Source organism: Micromonospora sp. NPDC005367 (genome assembly GCF_040606825.1).
Classification (GTDB): domain Bacteria; phylum Actinomycetota; class Actinomycetes; order Mycobacteriales; family Micromonosporaceae; genus Micromonospora.
On sequence record NZ_JBEXFP010000045.1, the window covers coordinates 34,744 to 55,891 of the forward strand.

A 21,148-nucleotide genomic window follows, 5' to 3' on the forward strand; every position below is an offset into this window, starting at 1 on the left:
CCGCCGATGACGACGGGCGGGCCGGCCGACGGGTTCGTCCTCGGACTGCCCTCGGTCGCGCTGCGCCCGTACGTCGAGCGGTACGTCGGCTATCGGGAGCGCGCCGACCTGCCGTTGGTGCGCCGCGAGGCGGCCGGCGCGTTCGTGGTGCTCATCCTCGGCTGGGGTGCCCCGCTCGACGTGATCGATCCGCGTAGCAGGCAGCGCAGCGCGTACAGGGTGAACTCCTTCGTGGCCGGCACGTTCGACCGGTGGTGCCGTACCGAGACGATCGGTGTCGGGGAGGGGGTCCAGCTGCTGCTGGCACCGCTGGCCGCCCGCCGGCTCCTCGGCCTGCCCCTGGTCGAGTTGGCGAACCGGGCCGCGGACGTGGCCGTGCTGCCCGGCGGCTGGCTCGACCGGCTCCGGCAGCGGCTCGCGGAGACGCCGACCTGGGCGCAGCGGTTCGCCCTGCTGGACGAGGTGTTCACCGTCCGGCTGGCCGCCTCGGCGCCGGTGGATCCACGAGTCGCCTGGGCCTGGCGGCGGCTCGACGCGAGCGGCGGCCGGGTCGGAATCGGACTGCTCGCCGACGAGCTGGGATGGAGCCGGCGGCACCTGGCTGCCCGGTTCCGGCACGAGGTCGGGCTGCCGCCGAAGACCACGGCGCGGCTGCTGCGCTTCCAGGAGGCGTACGCGGCGCTGACCGGCCCGCTGCTGCCGGTGTCGCCGGCGCCCGACCTCGGGCCGGTGGACAGTGGGGCCGACGTGGCCGTCCGGTTCGGCTACTACGACCAGTCACACCTGATCCGCGACTTCCGCGAGTTCGCCGGTGACACGCCCGCGGCGCTGTCGGCGGGCAGCCGTCCGCGGTGACGGGCTGAGGTCACATTCGTCCAATCGTGGTGCCCGATCCGGCGGCAGACTCGCAGGCATGCGTACCGTCTATCCCGTCTTTCGCTACCCGGACCCCCGCGCCGCCATCGACTGGCTCTGCGCCGCCTTCGGCTTCGCGGTGCACGCCGTGCACGAGGCCCCGGACGGCGGCGTGGCCCATGCCGAACTCATCCTCGACACCGGCATGATCATGCTTGGTGGCCGCGCCGAGCCCCGGCCACGGCCGGCCGAGGACGACGTGGCGGTGTACGTCGCGATCGACGACGTCGACGCCCACTGCGCGCGGGCCCGGGCGGCCGGCGCCGAGATCATCCGCGAGCCGTTCGACACCGACTACGGCTCACGGGACTACGCGGCGCGTGATCTCGCCGGCAACGTGTGGAGCTTCGGCACCTACCGATCCTGATCGCTGAGCGCGCTGGGCCCTGTCCTGCCGATCATCGCCGGTCCGCGTCGGGTCCGGCCGACGGCCGACGGCGGGTGGTGAAGCCGGTTCGGTTGCGTTGTGCGAGCAAGGTATTGCGCTGTGTGACTGCGCTGCGTACTCTCCCTCGGTGGGGAGGCCGGGAATGCCGCTGCCAACGAGTCCTGTCATTCGCCGTGTGCGGCTCGGTGCCGAGCTGCGCCAACTACGCCGGCGCGAGGCGTTGACCCTGGAGCAGGTCTGTGACCGGCTGGGGTGGGCCTCGACGTCGAAACTGTCCCGCATCGAGCTGGGTCAGAGCCGTCCCGACCTGGCCGACGTGCTCGACCTGCTGGACGTCTACCAGGTGCCGGTGCCGCTGCGGGACCAGCTCATCGTCATCGCCCGCGACGCGGCCACCAGCCGGGGCTGGTGGAAGACGTTCGGCGAGATGGGGGAGCGGCAGCGCACGTACGCCGAACTGGAGGCGGGGGCGGCGCGCATCGTCGAGTACCAGCCGGCGGTCGTGCCGGGGTTGCTGCAGACCCCGGCGTACGCCCGGCTGAGGCTCGCCCCAGCCGTCGCACTCGATCCGGAGCACGATGTGGACGCCGAGGTGCGTGCCCGGGCGATGCGGCAGGAGGTGTTGCGCCGGGCGGACCCGCCCCGGTATACGGCGCTGCTGGCCGAGGCCGCCTGCGACCCGGAGGAGATACCGGTCGAGGTCTGGCGGGAGCAGGCGTGTCACCTGGTGGCGTTGACCGCTCTGCCGAATGTCACCCTGCGGCTGCTGCCCCGGGGCGCGGCCGCGCTGGGCGGCCTGCACCCGCTCACGCCGTACTCCTGCTACGCCTTTCCGGACCCGGCGGATCCGCGCTCCGTGATGCTGGAGACGTTGACCACCGACGTGCGGCTCACCACGGCGGCCGACGTCGACCGGTACGAGCGGATCACCGAGGCGCTGCTGAGCGTGGCGCTCCCGGCGGAGGAGACGGTGGCCGTGCTGGCCCGCGGCATCGGCGACTGATCGGCCGGTCCGCACGGACGGGGTGCTGGCGCGCGGGCACCGGGCCCGGCGCCCCCGAGCCCGTCGGGACCGGTGGCCCGCGCGTACGTCCGCACCTTAGGACAGGGGTACGACAGCCGCCGCGTGGGCCGGTGGGGCTGGCTGCCGTCAGGCCGGTACGTCGGTGAAGTGCTCGACCACCGGCGGGTTGGCGAAGTGCGGCCCGATGAGCGTCCGCCACTGCGTGAACCGCTCCGTGGCGCGGAAGTTCTCGTCGTGCGCCTCGACCGAGTCCCACTCGACGATCAGCACGAAGCGGGACGGGGACTCGACGCCCCGGGTCATCCGGACAGACCGGCAGCCGGGCGTACCGGCCAGCACCGGGTGCCCCTGGGCGTACGCGGCGGCGAACGCGTCCTCGTGTCCGGGCAGTACGTCGATCAGCGCGACCTCGAGCACCATGCCGACAGCCTGCCACGCCCGCCTGTGGCGGCCGGATCGGGGCCGGTCCACTCGGCGGCACCGGCCCTGGAGTGGCCGACGGGAGGAACAAGGATGGTCGTCTGGCCGGACGCATGACCCAGCCTCCTAGGAAGCCGTAGCGGTGGTGATCGCGGTCCTCACCGCGGCTACCGCGGCCCGCCTGGTCGGACGGAGTGCCGGAGCGGGCCGAAATATCAGGCCAGGACGGGCAGCGGTGGCGTCAGCACCACCGCCCGATTCGCGATCTCGCGAGTGGGTGCGCCACAATGGTGATCGAGGAGGGGAGTATTCCCCCGTGGCGGAGTCGTCAGCACGGTCGACCACCCCAGGGTGGCACGACCCGGCCCCGTCGGTCACCGCGCTCCTGCGGTGACGGAAGAGACCTCCGACAGTCACCACAGCGAGCATCAGCGGCACACCGTGCCTCCACCGGGCGTACGGTGTGCCCGATGTCGCGTGTCTGCCGGAGGAATGAACGTTGGATGTGTCCGGGCTGGTCTGGGCGGTCACGCTTGTCGCACTGGTTGCCGTCCTAGCGGTCGATCTGCTGGTCATCGGACGCCGCCCGCACGAGCCGAGCGTGCGCGAGTCGAGCCTCTGGGTCGGCTTTTACGTGGGTCTGGCGCTGCTCTTCGGCGCGGGCCTGTGGTTGTTCTCCGGGCCAAGCGCCGCCGGCCAGTTCTACACCGGCTGGCTGACCGAGTACAGCCTCTCGGTGGACAACCTCTTCGTCTTCGTGATCATCATGGGCCGGTTCGGGGTGCCGCGGCCGTACCAGCAGAAGGTGCTGCTCGTCGGAATAGCGCTGGCGCTGGTCATGCGAGGTGGTTTCATCGCCGCCGGTGCGGCCTTGATCTCCCAGTTCTCCTGGGTCTTCTACATTTTCGGCGCGTTCCTCATCTACACCGCGATCAACCTGGCTCGGCAGGGTGAGCCGGACGAGGACGAGTTCTCCGAGAACGTGCTGATCCGGTGGAGCCGCCGGGCCCTGCCGCTGTCCCGGACGTACGACGGCGCCCGGCTCGTCACGCACGAGAACGGCAAGCGGCTCTTCACTCCGCTGCTGATCGTGATGATCGCCATCGGCACCACCGACCTGATCTTCGCGCTGGACTCGATCCCGGCGATCTTCGGGATCACGCAGGAGGCGTACCTGGTCTTCACCGCCAACGTCTTCGCCCTCATGGGGTTGCGTCAGCTCTACTTCCTGCTGGGCGGCCTGCTGGACCGGCTGATCTACCTCAGCTACGGCCTGGCGGTGGTGCTCGGTTTCATCGGCGTCAAGCTGGTGCTGGAGGCGCTCGCCGACAACAACCTGCCGTTCGTCAACGGTGGCGAGCACGTCGCCTGGGCGCCGCACATCCCGATCTGGCTCTCGCTGCTGGTGATCATCGGCACGTTGCTGCTGGCCACGGCGGCCAGCCTGGCCAAGTCGGCGCGGGACCGGCGCCGGGCGCTGGCCGAGGCGCGCAGCTGAGCGTCCGGCCCGGGCGGACGGCGGGACGTCGACCCCGCCGTCGAGGTCGGCGAGGATGACGAGAACGCGAGGGGCGGCTCCCGATCCCGGGAGCCGCCCCTCGCGCGTACGCGGACGTCAGACCCGGTGGACGCCGACCAGAGTGGCGACCCGCTCGGCGGGCAACGCCTCCTCCAGCACCCGACGCTGCCGGTAACAGGCGTGCAGCATGCGCCGGTCGCCGTCGGAGCCCGGCTCCGCGGTGACGATGCCGATGTGGTGGATCTTGCGGCCGGGGCGGGCGAAGAAGTAGAGGTCGCCGGGGCGCTCGTCGCCGAGGGCCAGGGGGACCGTGGCGGCCGCCTGGTCGTCGGCGTCGCGGGGCAACTGGACCCCGAACCGCCGCCAGGCCAGGTGCACCAGGCCCGAGCAGTCGATCCCGAACGCGGACACCCCGCCCCAGACGTAGACCACGTCCAGCAGCCGCTGCGCGACCGCGAGCACCTCGGCGGCCGTCGGCGGGGCCGCCGGTAGTTGCGCGAGGTGCGCGTCGGGAAGCCAGAGCGGGTCGGTGTGGCCGGGGGCGTGTACCGGCCGCCAGCCGTCCCGTGCCGGCCCGGCCGCGGCGAGCCGGGTGCCGAGGATCACCCCGGGCAGCACCACCGGGCCGTCGGGCGTGGCCCGCAGGGCGCTGACGCTGGCGTCCAGCACCAGCGGTGAGGCGCCGATGGCGGAGGTGGTCGCGTCGGCGGGCACGAGCTGATCGGCGGGGAGCCAGCCGGGGTAGCCGCGCGGGTCCAGCTTGGCGGCGGGTTGCTCGACGGCGATGACGTGCGCCCAGCCGTCCGGTCGCAGCTCGGTGACGAGGACCCGCTCGCCGAGCAGCAACTGGCTGAGGACACAGTCGCCGACCTGCTGGTCGCTGTCCATCCCGGAGATCCAGGCGCGGACGTCGGCGCGTGCCGCGAGGGCGGGACGGTCGACGGGGCGTACCGCCTCGGGAGAGGTCCAGAGCGTCGCGACCGCGACCCGGACGACGGCCTCGCGGCCCGGTTGCAGCTCCACGTCCACCCCCAGTTGGTGCTTGCTGTCCTCGCGACCTTAGTGAAAGAAACCGCCGTCCCTCAAGCCGGCGTCTGCACCTTTGCTTCAGCCACCGAGGTGATGCCGAGGCCCGGCGCGTCCGGCATCACGACCGACGCGCCCTCGTAACGGATTCCGCCGCGCACCGGAGACCAGGCCAGCCACCAGGCGGCGTCGAGGTCGGACACGGCGGTGGTGCCGTACGCGGCGACCAGGCTGGCCGCCGCACCGATGCCGACCTCGCTCTCCATCATGGAGCCGACGACGGTGCCGAGGCCGTGCGCGGCGGCCAGTTCGAGCATGGTGCGCGCGGGATGCAGGCCGCCGCACTTGGCCAGCTTGACGTTGACCAGGTCGGCCGCCCGACGCCGGATCACCTCGACCAGGTCACGGACGCCGAACACCGCCTCGTCGGCGAGAATCGGCACGTCCACCCGGTCGCTCACCCAGGCCAGCCCGTCCAGGTCCCAGCGGGCCACCGGCTGCTCGACCAGCTCCACGTCGAGCCCGGCGTCCTCGATGCCGCGGATCACCCGGACCGCCTCGCGAGGGGTCCAGCCCTGGTTGGCGTCGAGCCGGATCCGCACGTCCGGGCCGACCACGGCGCGTACCGCCCGGACGCGGTCCAGGTCGCCGGCGGCGTCCGTGCCGACCTTGAGCTTGAGCACGTCGAAGCCCTCGGCACGCCGCTTGCCGGCGGTCTCGGCCAGGTCGGCGGCCTCGCCGGCGGCGAGCGTGACGTCGGTCGGCACGGCCAGCGCGGTGCCGCCGAGCAGCCGCACCAGGGGTACGCCGAGCCGCCGCGCGGCCAGATCGTGCAGCGCCACGTCGACGGCCATCTTGGCGGCCTCGTTGCCGACCACCGCGCGTTGCACCTCGGTGCAGCGGGCCACCAGCTCGTCCGGGTCACGGCCGGTGAGCAGTGGTCCGAGCAGTTGCCGGACGCACGCCTCGGAGCCGTCGATCGACGCGCCGGTCACCTGCCACACCTGCGGCGCCTCGCCGAACCCGGAGCGGCCGTCGGCGTCGACCACCTCGACGACCAGGGTGTCCACGGTGGTGGTCCGGCGCAGCGCGGTGACGAACGGGGTGTGCAAGGGGGCGGTGAGCCGGTGGGTGCGTACCGCGGCGATCGTCATGTGCGGCACCCTATACGCAGACCACGGTCGCGTCAGTGGCCGGACGAGCGTAGCCCTGTCGGCGGCCCGCCGGGCGCGGCGCGATCCGGCGTCGGTGCGGGCCGGGGGAGGGCGTGGGCAGCGGGTCGGGTGTACGCGGCGGGCGGGCCATCGGGTGTGCGGAGGCGTCGGGATGAGCGGGTGGGACTGGGAACTGGTGGGCGCGCCGAACGCGCGTGACCTGGGCGGTCTGATCGGGGCGGGGGGTCGGCGGGTGCGGGCCGGCCGACTGGTCCGTACTCCGGCACTGGGTCGGTTGACCGATGACGACCTGCCGATGCTCGGCAAGCTCGCCCCGGCCTGTGTGGTCGATCTGCGGGACCATTCGGAGGTGACGGTCGCGCCGGCGGACCGGCTGGTCGGTGCGCCGCGGTTGGTGCACCTTCCGGTGTACGACCCGGAGCATCCGGTGTTCACGTACATCTCGGCGGTGCTGCTGGGCCACGACCTGTCCGCGTACGCGGAGCTTGCGCGGCAGGGGACGCCGGCGGCGATGGCGGCCATCTACCGGTGGTTCGTCACCGGGGTGTCGGCCCGGGCGGGCTTCGCCGAGGCGGTGCGGTTGGCGGCCCGGGCGGAGAACCTGCCGCTGGTGTACCACTGCTCGGCGGGGAAGGACCGGACCGGTTGGCTCACGGTGATCCTGTTGACCGCGCTCGGGGTGGACGAGGACGCGATCCGGGCCGAGTACCTGCGGAACAACCCGCTGACCGAGAGCCTGCGTGCGGTGATCGTGGAGGCGATGCGGCGGCGGCAACCGGCGCTGGACGTGGCGGCGGTGCTGCCGGTGCTGGAGGTCCGCCCGGAGTACCTGGACGCGGGTTACGACGAGGTACGCCGGGTGCACGGTTCGTTCGACGTGTACCTGCGCGACGGTCTCGGGCTGACCGACGATGTCATCCGGTCGTTGCGGGAGCAGCTGCTGGAGTGAGTGTCCCGCCTCCTGCCCGTCGATCATGCTTGGCGGTTGGTTCGGGGTTTCCCGACGGTCTCTTACAGGTCGTGGCGAGCGGACCAGACCCGGGCCGAGATGTCGGCGACGAGGGCGCAGGCGTCGGCGTCGTGCTCGTCGTCGGTGCCGGCTTCGGCGTCTCTGGTGGTGCAGACGACCACGGCGTACGGGGCCGCGTCGTCGGGGAAGACGACGCCGGCGCCGTGCCGGACCCCGCGGACCCAGCCGTTCTTGTGCGCGATCCGGATGCCCGGCGGTAGGCCGGCGGCGAGATCCTCGCGGTGCTCCTGCGCCACGAGCACGTCCAGCATCTCCGCGCAGGCGGCCGTCGAGGCGATCGGGCCGGATCGGGTGGCGCCGGTGGCGAGCGCGCCGAGCAGCGCGGCCAGGTCGGCGGCCGTCACCAGGTTCGTGATGCCGTTGTCGCGGGCGGCGAAGTCCTCGATTCCGCGACCGGTGACGCTGTGCCGGGCGCCGGCGAGTGACCAGACCTCGGCGATCGCGGGCAGGCCGACGTGGCCGATCACCAGGTTGGTGGCGAGGTTGCTGGAGCGGACGATCATGCGATGCGCGAGCCAGCGCAGCGACGCGGTACCGCCCACCCGCGCCCACACCGCGCCGTCGTTGTCGTAGTGCTCGGCGCAGGCGAACCGGGGTGCGCCGGGCTGTGCCGAGTCGAACGCGTTGGCCACCGGCACCGGTGCGTCCAGGTCGAGGGTGCCCGCCTCGGCGGCCCGGTGCAGGGCGGCGAGCACCGCGACCTTCATGGTGCTGGCCGCGTAGTGGGCGGCGTGTGCCCGGCGCGTCCAGGTCGGCTCGGCGTCGAGCCGTCCCACGTATGCGGACACGGTGCCGGGCACCTTGTCGAGGTGCGCGTCGAGATCCTCCCAGGCCATGCCGGTGACCGTAGCGGATCATGGCTGTCCGCGGGGGCGGCGGCCCGGCGGCCCGGGCTCTAGCGTGTGGGAATGACGAGCGCCGCGTACGACGCCATCGCCGACTGGTACGAACGGTTCGCGTCCGACACCTCGGCCGACTACATGGATCGGGTGCGCGGTCAGCTCACCGATCTGCTCGGAGCCGGCGTCCGTCGCCGGTGCCTCGACCTGTGTTGCGGCACCGGGGTGCACGGCGCGCATCTGCGCGCGCTGGGCTGGCACCCGGTGGGCGTGGACCTGTCCGGCGGGCAGCTAGGGCATGCGGGTACCCGGCTGCCCGTGGCACGGGCCGACGTGGCCCAGCTGCCGGTCGCCGACGCCAGCGTGCCGGCGGTGACCTGCGTACTCGGGCACACCGACCTGCCCGACTACCCGGCGGTGGTCGCGGAGGCTGCCCGGGTGCTGACCCCGGGCGGCCGGTTCGTGCACGTCGGCGTGCACCCGTGCTTCGTCGGCGCGTTCGCCGACCGGTCCGACCCGGCGCGGGCGGTCGTCGACAGCCGGTACGCCGACCGTGAGCGCACCTTCGGCGGTTGGAACCCCAACGGGGTGCGGGCCCGGGTGGGCGCCTGGCACGTGCCCCTCGCCGACCTGCTGAACGCGGTGACCGGGGCGGGACTGACCCTGACCGGGTTCCGGGAGTCCGGCTCCACCCCGATCCCCGACCTCCTGGCCTTCACGGCAACCAAACCCCACCCCTGACCACCGCCGCCCGACCGCCCACGTAGTTGTCGCGCGCCAAGTCGGGCCTGCCGTAGCAAAACCTCATGATCAGCGGCTGTCGGGCGCGGCGCGGGGCGGGTGGGAGGGGAGGGGTGAGAAGGCCGGAGCCCGGCCTGCCGAGGTGGCGGGCCGGGCTCCGGGGGAGGCTGACGGGTCAGCCGGCGTGCTTGCGGCGGGCCGCCGCCCGGCCACGCTGCTGCTGGTCGAGCACCACCTTGCGGATACGCACCGCGGCGGGGGTCACCTCGACGCACTCGTCCTCGCGGCAGAACTCGAGCGCCTGCTCCAGCGAGAGCTTCCGCGGCGGGATCAGCTTCTCGGTCTCGTCCGCGGTGGACGAGCGCATGTTGGTGAGCTTCTTCTCCTTGGTGATGTTGACGTCCATGTCGTCGGAGCGGGAGTTCTCCCCGACGATCATGCCCTCGTACACCTCGGTGGTGGGCTCGACGAAGAGCTGCCCGCGCTCCTGGAGGTTGGTCATCGCGAAGGCGGTGACCGTGCCCGCGCGGTCGGCGACCAGCGAGCCGTTGTTGCGGGTCCGCAGCTCGCCGAACCACGGCTCGTACGACTCGAAGACGTGGTGCAGGATGCCGGTGCCCCGAGTCTCGGTGAGGAACTCGGTGCGGAAGCCGATCAGGCCGCGCGCCGGGACCAGCCACTCCATCCGAATCCAGCCGGTGCCGTGGTTGACCAGCTGCTCCATCCGGCCCTTGCGAGTCGCGAGGAGCTGGGTGATCGCCCCCAGGTACTCCTCGGGGGCGTCGATGGTCAGCCGCTCCACCGGCTCGCAGGTCTTCCCGTCGACCTCCCGGGTGACGACCTGCGGCTTGCCGACGGTCAGCTCGTACGACTCGCGGCGCATCTGCTCGACCAGGATCGCGAGGGCCAACTCGCCGCGGCCCTGCACCTCCCAGGCGTCGGGGCGCTCGGTGGGCAGCACCCGCAGGGACACGTTGCCGATCAGCTCCTTGTCGAGCCGGTCCTTCACCATCCGGGCGGTGACCTTGGCGCCCTTGACCCGGCCGACCAGCGGCGAGGTGTTGGTGCCGATGGTCATCGAGATGGCCGGCTCGTCGACCGTGATCAGCGGCAGCGGGATCGGGTTCTCCGCGTCCGCGAGAGTCTCACCGATCATGATCTCCGGGATGCCGGCGACGGCGATGATGTCGCCCGGGCCGGCCGACTCGGCCGGCTTGCGCTCCAGGCCCTCGGTCATCAGCATCTCGGAGATGCGGACCCGCTGGGTGCTGCCGTCGGTGCGGCACCAGGCCACGGTCTGGCCCTTGCTGATGGTGCCCTGCCGGACCCGGCACAGCGCCAGCCGGCCGAGGAACGGCGACGCGTCCAGGTTGGTGACGTGCGCCTGGAGCGGGGCGTCCTGCTCGTAGGCGGGTGCCGGGATGGTGTCCAGCAGGGTGCGGAAGAGCGGCTCGAGGTTGTGGCTGTCGTCCGGCACGGCCCCGTCTGCGGGCTGGGTCAGCGAGGCGATGCCGTCGCGGGCGCAGGCGTAGACGATCGGGAAGTCGATCTGCTCCTCGTCGGCGTCCAGATCGAGGAAGAGCTCGTAGGTGTCGTCCACGACCTCCTTGATCCGGGCGTCCGGACGGTCCACCTTGTTGATCACCAGGATGATCGGCAGGCGGGCGCGCAGCGCCTTGCGGAGCACGAAGCGGGTCTGCGGCAGCGGGCCCTCGCTGGCGTCCACCAGCAGGACGACGCCGTCGACCATGGTCAGGCCGCGCTCGACCTCGCCGCCGAAGTCGGCGTGGCCGGGGGTGTCGATGATGTTGATGGTCACCGGGTCCGAGCCGTCGGCCGGCATGTAGCGCACGCCGGTGTTCTTGGCCAGGATGGTGATGCCCTTTTCCCGCTCCAGGTCCATCGAGTCCATGACCCGATCGGCCACCTCGGCCCGGGCACTGAACGCGCCGGCCTGCCGCAACATGGCGTCGACCAGAGTCGTCTTGCCGTGGTCGACGTGGGCGATGATGGCGACGTTGCGGAGGTCGGTGCGTAGCTGCATACCCTCCATACTCTCCTGTCCGAGGTTGCCGGTTCCGCCTCGGGGTCATCCCCCGATTGGCCCGGATCTGTGGTGGAACTCCTGTCCCAGCCGTGGGCACGGCTGGCATGCTGACCCTCGTGTTCATGGGGGCCGAGTGCACGACCTGCTGACCTTCGTGCAGGGTCTGCCGCCCCTGCTGATCTACCTGGTCGCCGCGCTGATCGTCGCGGGTGAGACCGCCGTGATCTTCGGGCTGCTGGTGCCGGGAGAGGCGACCCTGCTGCTGGTCGGTTTCCTAGCGTACGCGGGGACGTTACGGCTCGCCCCGGCGCTGCTCGTGATGGTCGGCGCAGCGGTGATCGGCGACACACTCGCGTTCCGGGCAGGTCGCCGGTACGGGCGGAAACTGCGCGCCAGCGGGCTCGGCAGGCGGGTTGGTCCGGAGCGCTGGCAGCGGGCGGAGGCCCTGCTCAGCCGGCTCGGCGGCCGGGGCGTCTTCACGGCCCGCTGGATCGCCTTCGCCCGCACCCTGGTTCCCCGCCTCGCGGGCGCCGGGGGCATGCCGTACCGGCGTTTCGCCGTGTGGAACCTGGCCGGGATCGTCGGCTGGGTGGGGGGCTCGGTCCTGGTCGGGTACGTGGCCGGGGAGTCGTACGAGACGGTGTCGCGGCTGCTGGGCCGGGCGACCGGCGCGGTGCTGCTGCTGCTCGCCGCGCTGGTCGCGGTGGTGTTGACCGGCCGCTGGCTCGGGCGCAACCCCGACCCCGCCCAGGCGCTGCTGCTCCGAGCCGCCGCCCTGCCGCCGGTGCGCTGGCTCGCCGGCCGGTACGGGGTGCTCTTCTTCCTGCTCAGCATGCGCATCGGGCCGGGCTGGACCCTGCTGCTCAACCTGACGGCCGGGCTGCTGCTGCTCTTCGCCGCCGGCCTCGCCTTCGCCGGGTTGCTGGAGTTCGTGGTGCGCAACAGCGGCCTCGCCCTGGTGGACGACGCTATCGCCCGCTGGTTCGCCGACCGGCGTACCTCCGGGGCGGTCGAGGTCGGGCTCGCGACCGTGTCGGCGCTGCGCGGGCCAGTGTTGATCGCGGTGGTGGCGGTGGTGGCCGTGGTGCTGGCGTGGCGGCAGCGGTCGTGGCGGGCCGACCTGCTCAGCCTGGTGGGCACGGTGGGGGCGTTCGTCCCGTTGCTGGTGCTGGCCCTCGCCGCGCACCTGGCGGGATCGGCCGGGTCCGACCCGGACGACGGGCTCTTCCCGACCCAGAACGCGGTGATGACGGCGAGCCTCTGCACGCTCGCCTGGCTGCTGTCCCGGAACACACGCTGGCCGGTGGCCGTGGCCACCTGGACGGGCGCCGCCGCCGGTGTGGTCTACCTCGCCGGGGCTCGCCTCTACCTGGGGCTCAGCACGGCCAGCGGGACGGTGGCCGCCGTCCTGCTCGGGGTGCTCTGGACTGCCGTGTTCATGGTCGCCTGGGCCACCCGGAACCGCGCGCTCGGCCGATCGGCGCCCACGCCGGCACCGGCGGCACCAACAGCACCGGCGGCACCAACAGCACCGGCGGCACCAACAGCACCGGAAGCACCGCCGACATCAGCGACACCGCAGGCACCGGCGGCTTCGGCGGCATCGCAGGCTTCGGTGGCGCCGGCCGCACCACCGCCCGAGATCCGGGCTCCCGAGCCGCCGGAGGGGCAGCCGCCCGCCCCGGAGCGGCCCGGGGGACGGCACCCGGTCGAGCCCGGTTAGGGCCGGTTCCCCGGACCGCCAGGCTTGTGAGACGGACCCTCGACCGGGATCGCCGAGGCCGGCGTCGGCGGTCCGCCGTCGGGCTCGGCCGGCGGTCAGGCGGCGAGATCAGACGGTGCTGCCCGGCGGTCGGGGGGCGGTGCGGTCGGTCGGCAGGCTCCGACGGTGGTGCCCGACGTTCGGACGGTGGTCGGGTCGGACGCTGGGGTCCGGCGGTGGGGTGGGGCGGCGGGTCACCCGGCGCAGCACATCGGGCACGCCTTCGCCAACCTGCACGGGCTCAACGCCACCGACCTGCAGGCGCTGATCACGGTCATGGACGCCGGGCTGGCCGACGATCCGCTCACCCCCGGCCGGCTCGGCGAGCAGTTGAATCTCTCCTCGGGCTCGGTCACCGCGCTGGTCGACCGGTTGGAACGCGCCGGGCACATCCGCCGGGACCGCGGCGCAACAGACCGGCGCAAGATCCTGCTGCGCTACGCCGACCGGGGTGTCGCGCTCGCCGTGGAGTTCTTCGAGCCGCTGGGCCGACGTACCGACGCGGTGACGGCCGACTTCAGTGACGACGAACTGCAAGTGGTGCACCGGTTCCTGGGTGCCATGGTCGAGTCGACACGGGAGCATCTCGACGAGACGCGCACCGCCCGCGCCGATCCGTCCTGATCGGACTCCGGATTAGCCCCGGACCGCTGTCGGTGGTCGACCGCGGCCGAACCCATGCGTCACGCTGGGTGAACCTGCGTACGTCGCATCGATTGTGTTCACCGGCGTCCGAAATGGTGCGGAGAAAAGTCGAATGTGAACACGAAGCACTCTGACCTGGGCACTTACCCAGGAAGCGAGCTATGGTCGAGGTAACGCCCGGCGCTGTGCACCAATCGGCCGGGCCTGCGCGTTACCTCCAAACGATCACGCCGTGTAACGCCCTGTCTGGCCCTCATCCATCGGAAAGGGGGCGCCATGACCCGGGCTCCGGCGAACCTCATGGCCGTACGCAGCCTGCTGCTCACTCATCTCAACATCGACAAGAACACGGTCCGTGACGCGGACCTCGAACCCGCGGAGGTCGGCATCGTCGGCGACCCGAACCACCGGGGCGGCTACCACTGCGGCTCGGACCGGGTGGTGAAGAACGACTACTCCGTCGTCGAGTCTTCCCGCGATCGCAACGGACTGACCCTCGACGCGGCGGCGCTCGACGTGGGCCAGTTCCGGGTGGCATCCGGTGGTCGCACCCACGACCTGCGCAGCTTCTCCACCTGGTGCGTGCAGCAGTGCACCGCGGGCGCCGCGGACACCCGCGACCTCCGGGAGATCATCTACAGCCCCGACGGCCGGGTCGTCCGGCGGTGGGACCGGCTCGGTCGACGAAGCAGCGGTGACAACTCACACCTGTGGCACACGCACTTCAGCTTCTTCCGCGACTCGATCAAGGCGGGCCGGGACCAGACCCCGCTGTTCCGCCGCTACCTCACCAGCATCGGCCTTCTGGAGGACGACATGAGCGAAAAGGCAGAGCAGCAGATCAACTCCGTCTTCACCGGAATGTTCATCGGCGGCAGCTCGATGGGACGCCGGGTCGACCCGGACGGCGCCGGCAGCGAGACGGCCAGCAACAGCCTGGTGGCCAAACTCGACTACACGATGCTGCGGCTCGACACGCTGGTCAGCCAGCTGACCGCCCTGTCCGGGCGGGACTTCACCGACGAACCGGCGATCGTGCAGGGCGTGCTGGCCGCGCTCACGCCGGAGAAGATCGCCGCCGCCATCCCGCCGACGATGGCCCAGCAGGTCGCCGAGGAACTCGCCCGCCGGCTGGCCGAGTGAGTCGTGGGTGGGCCGCTCCGGCCCGGGAGCGGCCCACCCGCCGGTCAACAACAGGCATTGCGCAACGACATTTGCGCAATGCCTGTTGTTGATGTGATGCTGTCCGTATGCAGAACCACGACGTACGCCAGGTCACCGACTCGCGAGTGCTGGCCGCCCTGTCCCACCCGCTGCGCCGCCGCCTGATGGACGTGCTCAAGGTGTACGGCTCGGCGACGGTCGGCGTGCTCGCCGAGCGCACCGGTCAGGCGCCGGCGAACGTCAGCCACCATCTCAGGGTCCTGGCGGCGGCCGAGCTGGTCGCCGAGGCGCCGGAGCTGGCCCGGGACCGGCGCGAGCGGTGGTGGCGGCTGGTCAGCCGTGGCGTGCGCTGGTCGAACGCGGACTTCGACACGGACCCGGCAGCCCGGGCGGTGGCCGACGCCGCCACCTCGCTCAACCTGGACCGGCACGTGTCGCTGGTCCGAGCCTGGCACGGCGCGGACGAGGCGACGCAGGCGGCCTGGGGCGACGGGCCCTTCTCCACCGACCGCTGGCTGCACCTCAGCCCTGAGGAACTGGCCGAGCTGGGCCGCGAGCTGGCCGACCTGCTGGCCCGCTGGGCCGACCGGGAGGTTCCCGACGACGGGCGGAAGCGGGAGCCGGCCTTCGTCTTCGCCTACGGCGTGCCCGCGCAGCCGTGACCACGCCGGCGCCCCCGGTGAAGCGCCAGCCGGGCGGGTTGGTCCGGCACCGGGACTTCCGACTGCTCTGGGCCGCCCAGACGATCAGCGGGATCGGCAGCAACGTGACCGCGGTGGCCCTGCCACTGGTGGCGGTGGCCGCGCTCGACGCCAGTACGTTCCAGGTGGCCGTGCTCACCGCCGCCGCGTGGCTGCCCTGGCTGCTGGTCGGCCTGCCGGCCGGCGCCTGGGTGGACCGGCTGCCGCGACGACCGGTCATGATCACCTGTGACGTGGTGTCGGCGCTGCTCTTCCTCAGCGTCCCGGCCGCCGCCGTGACCGGCACGCTCAGCGTCGCGCAGTTGCTGGTCGTAGCGCTCGGCGCCGGGCTGGCCCGGGTCTTCTTCGAGACCGCCGACCAGGTCTACCTGCCCTTCCTGCTCCGCCCGGCGGAGGTCCCGGAGGGCAACGCGAAGCTGCAGGCCACCCAGACCGGGAGCTACGTGGTCGGGCCGAGCCTCGCCGGCCTGATCGCGCAGGCCGTCGGCGCGGTCGCCGCGCTGGTGCTCGACGCGCTGACCTTCCTGGTCTCCGCGGTGTGCCTGGCCCGGATCCGCCGTAAGGAGCCCACGCCGACACGGTCGGCTCCCAACCGGTCGCTGCGCCGCGAGATCGTCGACGGCGTACGGTTCGTCACCCGCGACCCGTACCTGCGGGCGATGGCGCTCTTCGGTGCGGCGAGCAACATCGGGCTGGTCGGCTACCAGGCGGTGCTGGTGGTCTTCCTGGTCCGCGATGTGCGGCTGGCGCCGGGAACGGTCGGCCTGCTGGTCGCCGCGATGAGCCTGGGCGGCATCGCGGGCGCGCTGCTGGCCACCGCCGTCGGCCGCCGGTTCGGCACCGCCCGGGCGATGCTGCTCGCGGCGGTGTTCACCGGACCGCCGGCGTTGCTCATCCCCCTCGCCGGACCAGGCCCGGCGCTGCTCTGGCCCGCCCTCGGCGGCGTGCTGGTCAGCCTCGGCGTGGCCGTGGGCAACGTGCTGAAGGGCAGCTTCCGGCAGACCTACCCGCCCCGCGAACTGCTCGGCCGGGTCACGGTGAGCATGCAACTGCTGAACTACGGGACCATCCCGCTGGCCGCGCTGCTGGCCGGCGCGCTCGGCGAAGCGTACGGGGTCCGGGCCGCGGTGCTGACGATGACCGGTTGGCTCGCGGTGACCCCGCTGATCCTGCTGATCGGGCCGCTACGGCACCGGCGGGACCTGCCCGCCACCCCTGCGGAGTCCGGACAGCGAACCGGCGCCGGAACGCCGGCACCCGCCCGAGCGGGCTCCGTCCTGGACGTGCCGTGACGCGTGGCGGCGGCGGCCGGATCGCCGACCGCCGCCGTAGCGCGTGGCTATCTACATCGGGCGGACGTTGTCCGCCTGCGGGCCCTTCTGGCCCTGGGTCACCTCGAACTCGACCTTCTGGCCCTCGCTCAGCTCCCGGTAGCCACTGCTCTGAATGGCCGAGTAGTGGACGAACACGTCCGGGCCTCCGCCGTCCTGCTCGATGAAGCCGAAGCCCTTTTCCGAGTTGAACCACTTAACCGTGCCGGTTGCCATGCGTCTCTCCCTGTTCCAAAACGGCTGAGCACCGGCCGCCGACCGGTGATCGCCCTGTATCACCCATGACAGTAACGGGCCAAACGCATATCTGCCGGGCGAAGTGCCGTAGGCGACCGGGTGAACTCTCCGGCGAGCCGCGAAAAACCCTGCCCCGCAGTAGCCCGGCTGGGGCATGCTTGCGTCGGTGAGGGATGCCGCGATCGCCGCCCTGTCCGAGTTGGAGCGCGAGATCGGCGCGCCAGGGGACGGACTCGACCGGCTGCGGCTGGCCCCCACCCCGTTCGTGCCCGAGGTGCGGCTGCACGTCGCGGAGGACCCCATCCTGTGGTGGGCGCGGATGGAGGCGTACGCCGGTCACCGCCTGCCACCGCCGTACTGGGCCTCGGTCTGGGCCGGTGGTCAGGCCCTCGCCCGTCACCTGCTCGACCATCCCGACCTGGCCGCCGGACGCCGGGTACTGGACCTGGCCGCCGGGTCCGGGCTGGTGGCGATCGCCGCCGCCCTCGCCGGCGCCGAGCAGGTGACGGCCAACGACATCGACCCGTACGCGGTCGCCGCCGTGACCGTCAACGCCAGGGCGAACCGGGTACGCGTCGCGGCCACCGGTGGTGACCTGCTCGACACGGTCGCGACCGGCGCCGACCTGCTGCTCGCCGGCGACGTGCTCTACGACGAGGCGCTGGCCGACCGGGTGCTGCCCTTCCTCGCCCGGGCCGCCGCGAACGGCACAGAGGTGCTGGTGGGCGACCCGGACCGGGGGCACCTGCCACCCGGCCGGTTGGCCGTGGTCGCCAGCTATCCGGTGCCGACCACCGAACCCGCGGTCGACTCGCCGGTGCGCCGCGTACAGGTGCTGCGGCCCGCCTGAGACAGCAGGGCCGCGGACCCGTGCCAGCTCAGGGACCACCCCGAGCCGGACTCAGGGTGGGGTGGGGGATCCGACCGGATGCGGCGGGTGCCGGCGGGCCATAGCGTACGGGTCATGGCGGAGTGGTTGGCGCAGGTCGGAGAGTTACCCACCGTGCTGCTGGTGGGAGTCCTCGGAGTGGTCATGCTCTTCGACGCCGTACCGCTGCTGGGGGTGCTGGTCCCGGGCGACGTGGCCATTCTCGCCGCGGTGGGGGTGGGTCGGCCCGCCACCGGGCTGGCCACCTTCGCCGCCGTGGTCGGCGGCTGCGTGGCCGGGTGGTCGCTGAGTTTCCTGGCCGGCCGCCGCTACGGCGACCGGCTGCGCAACAGCCGGGTCGGCGGCTGGATCGGTGAGTCGCGGTGGTCCGCGGCCGAGGGCGTGCTGCGCCGCGGCGGCGGTCGGATGGTGCTCGTCGCGCCGTTCCTGCCGGTGTTCAACGCGTTGCTGCCGCTGGCCGCCGGTGGGCTGCGGATGTCGTACCCGCGGTTCATCGGCTGCGCGACCCTCGGTGCCGCCTCCTGGGCCGGGCTCTACCTGGTGCTCGGCACCGCCTCCCGGTCCCTGGCCGGCCTGCTGCCCGGCGAGGCCAGCCCGATGCTGGTGACGATGGCGATCGGGCTCGCGCTCGCCGGGGTGGTGCTGCTCGGCACCCGGCGCCGGCTGCGCGCAGTCACCGCCGACGAGCACCCCGTCTGACGTCGGTCACCAGCCGCGGGCACGCCACTGGGGCAGCGCCGGCCGCTCCGCACCGAGCGTGCTGTCCTTGCCGTGCCCCGGATAGAACCAGGTCTCGTCCGGCAGCCGGTCGAAGAGTTTGTGTTCGACGTCGCCGATCAGGGCGGCGAACCGCTCCGGGTCCTTGTCAGTGTTCCCCACCCCACCCGGGAAGAGGCTGTCCCCGGTGAACAGGTGCGGCACACCGGCCGGGTCGCGGTAGAGCAGCGCGACGGAACCCGGCGTGTGCCCGCGCAGGTGGATGACCTCCAGGGCGCAGTCGCCGACACGAACGGTGTCCCCGTCGGTGAGCGTCTCCGCCCCGATCGGCAGGCCGGCCGCGTCGTCGGCGTGCACCAGGGCCCGGGCGCCGGTCTTGGCCACGACCTCCTCGAGCGCCACCCAGTGGTCCATGTGCTGGTGGGTGGTGACCACGGCGGTGAGATCACGGTCACCGATCAGCTCCAGCAACCGGGGCGCCTCGTTCGCCGCGTCGATCAGCACCTGATCGCCGGTGGCGCGGCAGGTCAGCAGGTACGCGTTGTTGTCCATCGGGCCGACCGAGAGCTTGCTGATGGTGAGCCGGTCGAGTTCGCGTACCGCCGGCTCGCCGCCGGGGAGCACCTCTCCGCTGTAGGTCATGTGGTGTCTACATCCATTCCGGTGGGTTCGGCAGGGGGCCTTCGGGGGTGACGGTGAGCAGGTCCGCGCCGCCCCGGCCGATCAGCCAGGCGGCGAGGCCGGGGGCGGGGCCGGCGACGACCGGGGCGCCGTCGCGCGCGCCGATCACCAGTTCGTGCCGGGTCCCGTCGAAGCGCAGCACCATGGCCGGCACGTCCGGCCGGTCGGCCAGGTCGGTGGTGACCTCGTGCAACAGCCGGTGCGCGAAACCCTCGGGCCAGTCGGCGGGTCGGTGCCCGGCGGCCAGGTCCAGATGGTGCACCTCCAGCTCGCGCAGCCGGCACCAGACCAGCTCCGCGGCGACTCTCGGCCCGCCCGGTGTGGCGACGGTGGCGGACCACGCCTCGGTGGGCATGGCGGCCACGGCATCGCCGAACCGGTCGGCCGAACGACGCAGGTCGTCCAGGTGGGCGTCGGCCGTTCGGGCCGCGCCGGCCTCGATGTCCCCGGCCCGGGCGGCGGGCGAGGCGTACATCGTTCGGGGCTCGCCGGTGCGGGCGGCGGTGAGCAGGTTGACGAACCCGTCGGCGTTGCGGGCCAGATGCGCCAGGACGTGCCCACGGCTCCAGCCGGGCAGCAGCGACGCGGAGGCCAGGCCGGCCTCGTCGAGGACGGCGGCGGTACCCAGCAGCCGCGCGGTCGCGGCCTGCACCTCGCCGGTCAGCAGCAGCGGGTCCGTAGTCACGCTCCGACCCTAGCGGTATCGCGGTACCGCGTCGGCGGGGAAATGGCTTTCGGCGCGTCGCCGCGCCCCCTAGCGTCTTCGGCGACGACGCGGCACCGGATCGATCGGGAGGAGGTGAGGGCTCATGCCGGTCCTGGCACGCGTGTCCCGCCATCACCTACGAAACCGATGAGGATGCCATGAAGATCGAATTGACCGCCCTCGGCTGGGACGCCGACTGGGCGGCCCAGGCGCGCCGGCGCAGCGGTCACCAGCCGGGCCGGGTGGCCCGGGTCGACCGGGGCGTGTGCACCGTGCTCTGCGCGGACGGGCCGGTCCGCGCCAGCCTGGGCGGCACACTGCTCACCACCGCCGCCCGTGACCTGACCAACCTGCCCTGCGCGGGCGACTGGGTGCTGGTCGGCACCTGGCCGGACGGGCGCCGCACCGTCGAGGCCGTGCTGCCCCGACGTACCGCCCTGGTGCGCCGCACCGCCGGCAAGGACGCCAGCGGGCAGGTGCTCGCCGCCAACCTCGACGCCGCGGCGGTGGTCGAGCCGGTGCACCCCGAACCGGACACCGGGCGCATCGAGCGGCTGCTCTCCCTCGTCCACGAGTCCGGCGCCCGGCCGTTCGTCGTACTAACCAAGGCCGACCTGGCCGCGGACCCGGACGCGATCGCCCGTCAACTCGCCGCGGTGGCGCCCGGCGTGCCGGTGCTGCCGATCAGCGCCGAGCACGGTACGGGCCTCGACCCGCTGCGGGCGGCTGTCGCCCCCGGCCGCACGCTGGGCCTGCTCGGCCCGTCCGGCGCGGGCAAGTCGAGCCTGGTCAACGCGCTGGCCGGCGCCGTGGTCATGCCCACGCAGGCGATCCGGCGGGTCGACGGGAAGGGCCGGCACACCACCACGTGGCGCGCGCTGGTGGCGGTGCCGGGCGGGGGCGCGGTGATCGACACCCCGGGCGTACGGGCGGTCGGGCTGCTGGACGGCTCGGCGGGCCTGGACCGGGCCTTCGCCGACATCGCGGAGCTCGCCCTCGACTGCCGGTACGCCGACTGCGCGCACGACGGTGAGCCGGCCTGCGCGGTGCGGGATGCGCTGGAGAACGGTGAGCTGACCGCTCGACGCTGGGAGAGCTGGCGCCGGCTGCAGCGGGAGGTGGCCTTCGAGACGCGGCGGCGCGAGGCACGGGTCGCCGCCGAGCGTCGCGGCGGCTGGCGGGGGGCCCGCC

21 protein-coding genes and 1 pseudogene are annotated in these 21,148 nt (G+C 72.8%); 14 read left to right on the forward strand and 8 right to left on the reverse strand.

Annotated features, from left to right (window positions below; all coding sequences use genetic code 11):
- Positions 1-6 precede the first annotated feature (6 nt).
- The 3 genes from ABZS42_RS25275 to ABZS42_RS25285 all read left to right on the forward strand — a co-directional run bounded on the left by ABZS42_RS25275 (position 7) and on the right by ABZS42_RS25285 (position 2,306).
- Positions 7-855: an AraC family transcriptional regulator gene (locus ABZS42_RS25275; RefSeq protein WP_355149247.1), complete on the forward strand. Its 849-nt coding sequence runs from the start codon at positions 7-9 to the stop codon at positions 853-855.
- A gap of 58 nt (positions 856-913) precedes the next feature.
- A complete protein-coding gene (locus ABZS42_RS25280; RefSeq protein WP_355149249.1) occupies positions 914-1,282 on the forward strand; it encodes a VOC family protein in 369 nt (122 codons plus the stop codon).
- A gap of 163 nt (positions 1,283-1,445) precedes the next feature.
- Positions 1,446-2,306 carry a helix-turn-helix transcriptional regulator gene (locus ABZS42_RS25285; RefSeq protein WP_355149251.1) on the forward strand — a complete coding sequence of 287 codons (861 nt, stop codon included), beginning with the start codon at positions 1,446-1,448 and terminating at the stop codon, positions 2,304-2,306.
- Positions 2,307-2,453: 147 nt separating this feature from the next.
- Here the strand turns inward: ABZS42_RS25285 and ABZS42_RS25290 are convergent, their stop codons facing one another.
- A complete protein-coding gene (locus ABZS42_RS25290; protein WP_355149253.1) occupies positions 2,454-2,747 on the reverse strand; it encodes an antibiotic biosynthesis monooxygenase family protein in 294 nt (97 codons plus the stop codon).
- A gap of 499 nt (positions 2,748-3,246) precedes the next feature.
- Here ABZS42_RS25290 and ABZS42_RS25295 point away from each other — a divergent pair, with 499 nt between their 5' ends.
- Complete coding sequence (locus ABZS42_RS25295; RefSeq protein WP_355149255.1) at positions 3,247-4,245, forward strand: TerC family protein; 999 nt, start codon at positions 3,247-3,249, stop codon at positions 4,243-4,245.
- A gap of 117 nt (positions 4,246-4,362) precedes the next feature.
- Here ABZS42_RS25295 and ABZS42_RS25300 read toward each other — a convergent pair whose 3' ends face one another.
- Together ABZS42_RS25300 and ABZS42_RS25305 are read right to left on the reverse strand one after the other, a co-directional pair.
- Entirely contained in the window at positions 4,363-5,289 is a 927-nt protein-coding gene (locus tag ABZS42_RS25300) for a C40 family peptidase (protein WP_355149257.1), read from the reverse strand.
- A 59-nt stretch (positions 5,290-5,348) separates the two neighbouring features.
- On the reverse strand, positions 5,349-6,446 hold the full coding sequence (locus ABZS42_RS25305; RefSeq protein WP_355149259.1) for a dipeptide epimerase: 1,098 nt from the start codon (positions 6,444-6,446) through the stop codon (positions 5,349-5,351).
- 172 nt (positions 6,447-6,618) lie between these two features.
- On the opposite strand from ABZS42_RS25305, the gene ABZS42_RS25310 reads away from it, so the two are divergent.
- Positions 6,619-7,416, forward strand: coding sequence for a tyrosine-protein phosphatase (locus ABZS42_RS25310; protein ID WP_355149261.1), 798 nt, complete (start codon positions 6,619-6,621; stop codon positions 7,414-7,416).
- Between the two features lie 62 nt (positions 7,417-7,478).
- Here the strand turns inward: ABZS42_RS25310 and ABZS42_RS25315 are convergent, their stop codons facing one another.
- Positions 7,479-8,333 carry a serine hydrolase gene (locus ABZS42_RS25315; protein ID WP_355149263.1) on the reverse strand — a complete coding sequence of 285 codons (855 nt, stop codon included), beginning with the start codon at positions 8,331-8,333 and terminating at the stop codon, positions 7,479-7,481.
- Positions 8,334-8,405: 72 nt separating this feature from the next.
- Here ABZS42_RS25315 and ABZS42_RS25320 point away from each other — a divergent pair, with 72 nt between their 5' ends.
- Positions 8,406-9,077, forward strand: a complete 672-nt coding sequence (locus ABZS42_RS25320) for a methyltransferase domain-containing protein (RefSeq protein ID WP_355149265.1) — start codon at positions 8,406-8,408, stop codon at positions 9,075-9,077.
- A gap of 175 nt (positions 9,078-9,252) precedes the next feature.
- On the opposite strand, the gene typA is transcribed toward ABZS42_RS25320, so the two are convergent.
- Positions 9,253-11,121: a translational GTPase TypA gene (gene typA, locus ABZS42_RS25325; protein ID WP_355149267.1), complete on the reverse strand. Its 1,869-nt coding sequence runs from the start codon at positions 11,119-11,121 to the stop codon at positions 9,253-9,255.
- 136 nt (positions 11,122-11,257) lie between these two features.
- Here typA and ABZS42_RS25330 point away from each other — a divergent pair.
- The 5 genes and pseudogenes from ABZS42_RS25330 to ABZS42_RS25350 all read left to right on the forward strand — a co-directional run.
- Positions 11,258-12,607, forward strand: a pseudogene (locus tag ABZS42_RS25330) (DedA family protein); the annotation flags it as partial.
- Positions 12,608-13,033: 426 nt separating this feature from the next.
- Positions 13,034-13,510 (forward strand): MarR family transcriptional regulator, encoded by a 477-nt coding sequence (locus ABZS42_RS25335; RefSeq protein WP_355149287.1) that lies wholly within the window; start codon positions 13,034-13,036, stop codon positions 13,508-13,510.
- Positions 13,511-13,807: 297 nt separating this feature from the next.
- Positions 13,808-14,674, forward strand: a complete 867-nt coding sequence (locus ABZS42_RS25340) for a hypothetical protein (protein ID WP_355149269.1) — start codon at positions 13,808-13,810, stop codon at positions 14,672-14,674.
- Between the two features lie 107 nt (positions 14,675-14,781).
- On the forward strand, positions 14,782-15,357 hold the full coding sequence (locus ABZS42_RS25345; protein WP_355149271.1) for a helix-turn-helix domain-containing protein: 576 nt from the start codon (positions 14,782-14,784) through the stop codon (positions 15,355-15,357).
- Between the two features lie 17 nt (positions 15,358-15,374).
- The gene (locus ABZS42_RS25350; protein WP_355149273.1) at positions 15,375-16,688 is read left to right on the forward strand and encodes an MFS transporter; all 1,314 of its coding nucleotides are present in this window, start codon (positions 15,375-15,377) and stop codon (positions 16,686-16,688) included.
- Between the two features lie 51 nt (positions 16,689-16,739).
- On the opposite strand, the gene ABZS42_RS25355 is transcribed toward ABZS42_RS25350, so the two are convergent.
- A complete protein-coding gene (locus ABZS42_RS25355; protein WP_076467683.1) occupies positions 16,740-16,943 on the reverse strand; it encodes a cold-shock protein in 204 nt (67 codons plus the stop codon).
- Positions 16,944-17,118: 175 nt separating this feature from the next.
- On the opposite strand from ABZS42_RS25355, the gene ABZS42_RS25360 reads away from it, so the two are divergent.
- Both ABZS42_RS25360 and ABZS42_RS25365 read left to right on the forward strand, forming a co-directional pair.
- Positions 17,119-17,814, forward strand: coding sequence for a 50S ribosomal protein L11 methyltransferase (locus ABZS42_RS25360; protein WP_355149275.1), 696 nt, complete (start codon positions 17,119-17,121; stop codon positions 17,812-17,814).
- Positions 17,815-17,928: 114 nt separating this feature from the next.
- Entirely contained in the window at positions 17,929-18,552 is a 624-nt protein-coding gene (locus ABZS42_RS25365; RefSeq protein WP_355149277.1) for a VTT domain-containing protein, read from the forward strand.
- A gap of 6 nt (positions 18,553-18,558) precedes the next feature.
- On the opposite strand, the gene ABZS42_RS25370 is transcribed toward ABZS42_RS25365, so the two are convergent.
- Together ABZS42_RS25370 and ABZS42_RS25375 are read right to left on the reverse strand one after the other, a co-directional pair.
- Positions 18,559-19,212 (reverse strand): MBL fold metallo-hydrolase, encoded by a 654-nt coding sequence (locus ABZS42_RS25370; RefSeq protein ID WP_355149279.1) that lies wholly within the window; start codon positions 19,210-19,212, stop codon positions 18,559-18,561.
- 7 nt (positions 19,213-19,219) lie between these two features.
- Positions 19,220-19,936, reverse strand: coding sequence for a maleylpyruvate isomerase family mycothiol-dependent enzyme (locus ABZS42_RS25375; RefSeq protein WP_355149281.1), 717 nt, complete (start codon positions 19,934-19,936; stop codon positions 19,220-19,222).
- Between the two features lie 179 nt (positions 19,937-20,115).
- Between ABZS42_RS25375 and rsgA the strand changes: the two genes are divergently transcribed.
- Positions 20,116-21,148 (forward strand): ribosome small subunit-dependent GTPase A (gene rsgA, locus ABZS42_RS25380; RefSeq protein WP_355149283.1); only part of this gene is annotated, 1,033 nt, incomplete at its 3' end.

Excerpts from the sequence above, each read along its gene's own strand:
- ABZS42_RS25345 (WP_355149271.1), top strand. The coding sequence starts at position 14,782 with ATGCAGAACCACGACGTACGCCAGGTCACCGACTCGCGAGTGCTGGCC.
- ABZS42_RS25360 (WP_355149275.1), top strand. The coding sequence starts at position 17,119 with ATGCTTGCGTCGGTGAGGGATGCCGCGATCGCCGCCCTGTCCGAGTTG.
- ABZS42_RS25370 (WP_355149279.1), bottom strand. The coding sequence starts at position 19,212 with ATGACCTACAGCGGAGAGGTGCTCCCCGGCGGCGAGCCGGCGGTACGC.
- typA (WP_355149267.1), bottom strand. The coding sequence starts at position 11,121 with ATGCAGCTACGCACCGACCTCCGCAACGTCGCCATCATCGCCCACGTC.
- ABZS42_RS25315 (WP_355149263.1), bottom strand. The coding sequence starts at position 8,333 with ATGGCCTGGGAGGATCTCGACGCGCACCTCGACAAGGTGCCCGGCACC.
- ABZS42_RS25320 (WP_355149265.1), top strand. The coding sequence starts at position 8,406 with ATGACGAGCGCCGCGTACGACGCCATCGCCGACTGGTACGAACGGTTC.
- ABZS42_RS25310 (WP_355149261.1), top strand. The coding sequence starts at position 6,619 with ATGAGCGGGTGGGACTGGGAACTGGTGGGCGCGCCGAACGCGCGTGAC.
- ABZS42_RS25305 (WP_355149259.1), bottom strand. The coding sequence starts at position 6,446 with ATGACGATCGCCGCGGTACGCACCCACCGGCTCACCGCCCCCTTGCAC.
- ABZS42_RS25340 (WP_355149269.1), top strand. The coding sequence starts at position 13,808 with ATGACCCGGGCTCCGGCGAACCTCATGGCCGTACGCAGCCTGCTGCTC.
- ABZS42_RS25365 (WP_355149277.1), top strand. The coding sequence starts at position 17,929 with ATGGCGGAGTGGTTGGCGCAGGTCGGAGAGTTACCCACCGTGCTGCTG.
- ABZS42_RS25285 (WP_355149251.1), top strand. The coding sequence starts at position 1,446 with ATGCCGCTGCCAACGAGTCCTGTCATTCGCCGTGTGCGGCTCGGTGCC.
- ABZS42_RS25355 (WP_076467683.1), bottom strand. The coding sequence starts at position 16,943 with ATGGCAACCGGCACGGTTAAGTGGTTCAACTCGGAAAAGGGCTTCGGC.
- ABZS42_RS25275 (WP_355149247.1), top strand. The coding sequence starts at position 7 with ATGACGACGGGCGGGCCGGCCGACGGGTTCGTCCTCGGACTGCCCTCG.
- ABZS42_RS25290 (WP_355149253.1), bottom strand. The coding sequence starts at position 2,747 with ATGGTGCTCGAGGTCGCGCTGATCGACGTACTGCCCGGACACGAGGAC.
- ABZS42_RS25280 (WP_355149249.1), top strand. The coding sequence starts at position 914 with ATGCGTACCGTCTATCCCGTCTTTCGCTACCCGGACCCCCGCGCCGCC.